The sequence below is a fragment of the Caldimonas sp. genome (genome assembly GCF_046289365.1).
In the GTDB taxonomy this organism is placed as follows: Bacteria; Pseudomonadota; Gammaproteobacteria; order Burkholderiales; family Burkholderiaceae_C; genus Caldimonas.
Genome location: NZ_JBKBVU010000251.1, coordinates 1 through 3,695 on the forward strand (window position 1 = coordinate 1; position 3,695 = coordinate 3,695).

Below are 3,695 nucleotides of genomic sequence, written 5' to 3' on the forward strand. Positions count from 1 at the left end.
CGAATGGAGCGAGGCCCTGATGCATCCCGAGGCCGTGGGCTGGGACTGGGTGGGCATGAACCTCGACGACGGGGCGGCACTCACCGCTTTCCGGCTGCGCCGGCGCGACGGCAGCGCCCTGTGGGCCGGAGGCAGTTGGCGCGCACCCGGCCAGGACGTGCGCAGCTTCGGACCCGAGGAAGTGAGCTTCCACCCGGGCCGCACCTGGACCAGCCCGGCCACCCAAGCCCGCTACCCGGTGGAATGGACCCTCCTCACGCCGGCCGGCCGTTTCCAGGTCGTCAGCCGGCTCGACGCCCAGGAACTCGACAGCCGGGGCTCTACCGGCGCCATCTACTGGGAAGGTCTGAGCGAGCTGCGCGACCCGCAGGGCCGCCGCCTCGGCCAAGGCTATCTGGAGATGACCGGCTACGCCGCCGCGCTGCGGTTGTAGCCCGGTGCGCCTACACTGGATCGATGTCCTCCACCGCCACCGTGCCGCTGCCGCAGCAACGCACCGAGCCGCCCAAGGCGAGATCCATCACCGGTCTGCGCGCGCTGGCGCCCTTCGTGCGGCCCTATGCCCCGCGTGTGCTCCTGGCCGGCCTGTTCCTGCTGCTGGCCGCACTGACCATGCTGGCCTTTCCCTGGGTGCTGCGCGGCCTCATCGACCAAGGCCTGGTGGGGGCCGAGCCGGGCGAGCGCCTGGTGGCCCTGCGCGGGCACTTCGGCTGGCTCTTCGGGGTGGGCGTGGGCCTGGGCCTGTTCTCGGCCGCGCGCTTTTACCTGGTGAGCTGGCTGGGCGAACGCATCACCGCCGATCTGCGCGCCGCCGTGTACGGCCATGTGCTGAAGCAAAGCCCCGAGTTCTTCGAGACCACGCAGACCGGCGAGGTGCTCTCGCGCCTGACCACCGACACCACGCTGGTGCAGACGGTGGTGGGCTCCAGCCTGTCGATGGGCCTGCGCAATGCCGTGATGGGGCTGGGGGCGCTGGTGATGCTGGTGATCACCAACCCGCAGGTGATGAGCTACGTGCTGGGCATCATGCTGCTGGCCCTGCTGCCGGCGCTGCTGATCGGGCGCCGCGTGCGCAGGCTCTCGCGCGCCAGCCAGGACCGCGTGGCCGACACCAGCGCGATCGCCGGCGAGGTGCTCAACGCCATGCCGGTGGTGCAAAGCTACACCGCCGAAGAGCGTGAACACGAGCGCTTCGGCCAGGCCTGCGAGCGCGCCTTCGGCACTGCAGTGCGCCGCAGCCGCATGCGCGCGCTGCTGGTGGCCTTCGTGATCATCGCCAACTTCGGTGCGCTGCTGTGGTCGCTGTACGCCGGCACGCGCGCCGTGATCGAGGGGCACATCAGCCCGGGCCATCTGGCGCAGACGGTCGTGCTCGTCGCCCTCCTCATCGGCTCGGTGGCCGTGCTGTCGGAAGTGTGGGGCGACCTGCTGCGCGCCGCCGGCGCCACCGAGCGCCTGATGGAGCTGCTGGCCACACGCTCGCCGATTGCCGAGCCGGCCCATCCGGTGGCGCTGCCCAGCGCGCAGGGCGGCTCCTCGGTGCGTCTGGTCGGCGTTCGTTTCCACTACCCCTCGCGGCCGCAGACGCCCGCGCTGGACGACGTCACGCTGGACGTGCGCCCTGGCGAAACCGTGGCCCTGGTGGGCCCCAGCGGCGCCGGCAAGAGCACGGTCTTTCAGTTGCTGCTGCGTTTCTACGACGCCCAGCAGGGCCGCGTCGAGATCGATGGCGTGGACGCTCGCGAGGTCTCGTTGGCCGCGCTGCGATCGCGCATCGGCATCGTGCCGCAAGAGGCCGTGATCTTCTCGGCCAGCGCGATGGACAACATCCGCTACGGCCGCCCCGGCGCCAGCGACGAGGAGGTGATCGCCGCGGCCAAGGCGGCCCACGCCGACGGCTTCATCCGCGCCCTGCCCGAAGGCTATGCCAGCTTCCTCGGCGAGCGCGGCGTGCGCCTGTCCGGCGGACAACGCCAGCGCCTGTCCATTGCGCGGGCCATCCTCAAGAACCCGCCGCTTTTGCTGCTCGATGAAGCCACCAGTGCCCTCGACGCTGAAAGCGAACGCATGGTGCAGGCCGCCCTGGAAGCCGCGATGGAAAACCGCACCACTCTCGTCATCGCCCACCGCCTGGCCACCGTGCAACGCGCCGACCGCATCGTCGTGATGGAGCATGGCCGCATCGTCGAAACCGGCACGCATGGCGAGCTGGTGGCGCGCGGCGGGCTGTACGCCCAGCTCGCTGCCTTGCAGTTCGACATGCCATAATGCGCATGAATTCATGCGCATTGAGCCACCCATGCTGAACTTCGATCAGGCGCCCAAAAGGGCCACCAATCTGTCGCTGAACTCCGCCATTCTCGATCTGGCCAAGGAGATGGGGCTGAACGTCTCCCAGACCGTCGATCGGCTGCTGGCCGAGGAAGTGCGCCGACGCTACAAGGCCCATTGGGAGCAGCGCAACCGCGCGGCCATCGAGGCGTACAACGAACGCATCGAACGCGAGGGCACGCTGGGTGAACAGGTGCAGCGCTGGCTGTCAGACCCCAGCGGTTGAACGCCCATGCCCCGTTTCGACGTCTATCAGAACCCGATTGCAGAGCAGCGAAGGGCGGTTCCGTACTGGCTGGATGTGCAAAGCGATCTCGTCGATGCGCTGCACACGCGCATCGTGGTGCCGCTGCGCATCCGCGAAGACGAGCATCTCGCCTCTCATCGTCTCAACCCCTGTTTCGAGATCGAGCAGCACCTAGTCTATGCGGAGACGCAGAACCTGGCCGCCGTCCCGCGACGGCTGCTGAAGAAGCGTGTGACCTCGCTCCAAGCCCACCACGCCGAACTCGAAGACGCCCTCGACTTCCTGTTCCGCGGCTATTGATTCGCCCCGGATGTCCACCATGTCCACTCGCCCCATCCGCTCGCAGTACGAAGACTTCATGCGCCACGTCTACACGCACGGCGTGGCCAAGACCGACCGCACCGGCACCGGCACGCGCAGCGTCTTCGGCTATCAGATGCGCTTCGACCTCAATGAAGGCTTCCCACTGGTCACCACGAAGAAGGTGCATCTGAAAAGCGTCATCCTGGAGCTGCTGTGGTTCCTGCGCGGCGACAGCAATGTGCGCTGGCTGCAGGAGCGCGGCGTGACCATCTGGGACGAATGGGCCCGAGCCGACGGCGATCTCGGGCCCATCTATGGCGTGCAATGGCGCTCCTGGCCCACGCCGGACGGCGGCCACATCGACCAGATCGCCGAGGTGGTGCATCAGATCAAGACCAACCCCGACTCGCGCCGCATCATCGTGAGCGCCTGGAACGTGGCCGATCTGCCAAAGATGGCGCTGATGCCCTGTCATGCCTTCTTCCAGTTCTACGTGGCCGAAGGCCGCTTGAGCTGCCAGCTCTACCAGCGCAGCGCCGACATCTTCCTGGGCGTGCCCTTCAACATCGCCAGCTACGCCCTGCTCACCCACATGCTGGCCCAGCAGTGCGACCTGGGCGTGGGCGACTTCATCTGGACGGGTGGCGACTGCCACATCTACAACAACCACTTCGAGCAGGTCGAGCTGCAGCTCTCGCGCACGCCCCACCCCTACCCCGTGCTGAACCTCAAGCGCCGGCCCGCTTCAATCTTCGACTACGAGTACGAGGACTTCGAGGTGCTGGACTACCAGCACCACCCCGCCATCAAGGCC

At 67.9% G+C, this 3,695-nt stretch carries 5 protein-coding genes; all 5 read left to right on the plus strand.

Annotation, left to right across the window (positions count from 1 at the left end; genetic code table 11):
* Positions 1-433 (plus strand): lipocalin family protein (locus ACK42S_RS16395; RefSeq protein ID WP_409710012.1); only part of this gene is annotated, 433 nt, incomplete at its 5' end.
* A 23-nt stretch (positions 434-456) separates the two neighbouring features.
* A complete protein-coding gene (locus tag ACK42S_RS16400; protein ID WP_409710015.1) occupies positions 457-2,268 on the plus strand; it encodes an ABC transporter transmembrane domain-containing protein in 1,812 nt (603 codons plus the stop codon).
* Between the two features lie 31 nt (positions 2,269-2,299).
* Positions 2,300-2,557 carry a type II toxin-antitoxin system CcdA family antitoxin gene (locus ACK42S_RS16405; RefSeq protein WP_409710018.1) on the plus strand — a complete coding sequence of 86 codons (258 nt, stop codon included), beginning with the start codon at positions 2,300-2,302 and terminating at the stop codon, positions 2,555-2,557.
* 6 nt (positions 2,558-2,563) lie between these two features.
* Positions 2,564-2,878, plus strand: a complete 315-nt coding sequence (locus ACK42S_RS16410; RefSeq protein WP_409710021.1) for a CcdB family protein — start codon at positions 2,564-2,566, stop codon at positions 2,876-2,878.
* Positions 2,879-2,888: 10 nt separating this feature from the next.
* Positions 2,889-3,695, plus strand: an 807-nt coding sequence (locus ACK42S_RS16415) for a thymidylate synthase (RefSeq protein ID WP_409710024.1), incomplete at its 3' end; no start/stop codon positions are given.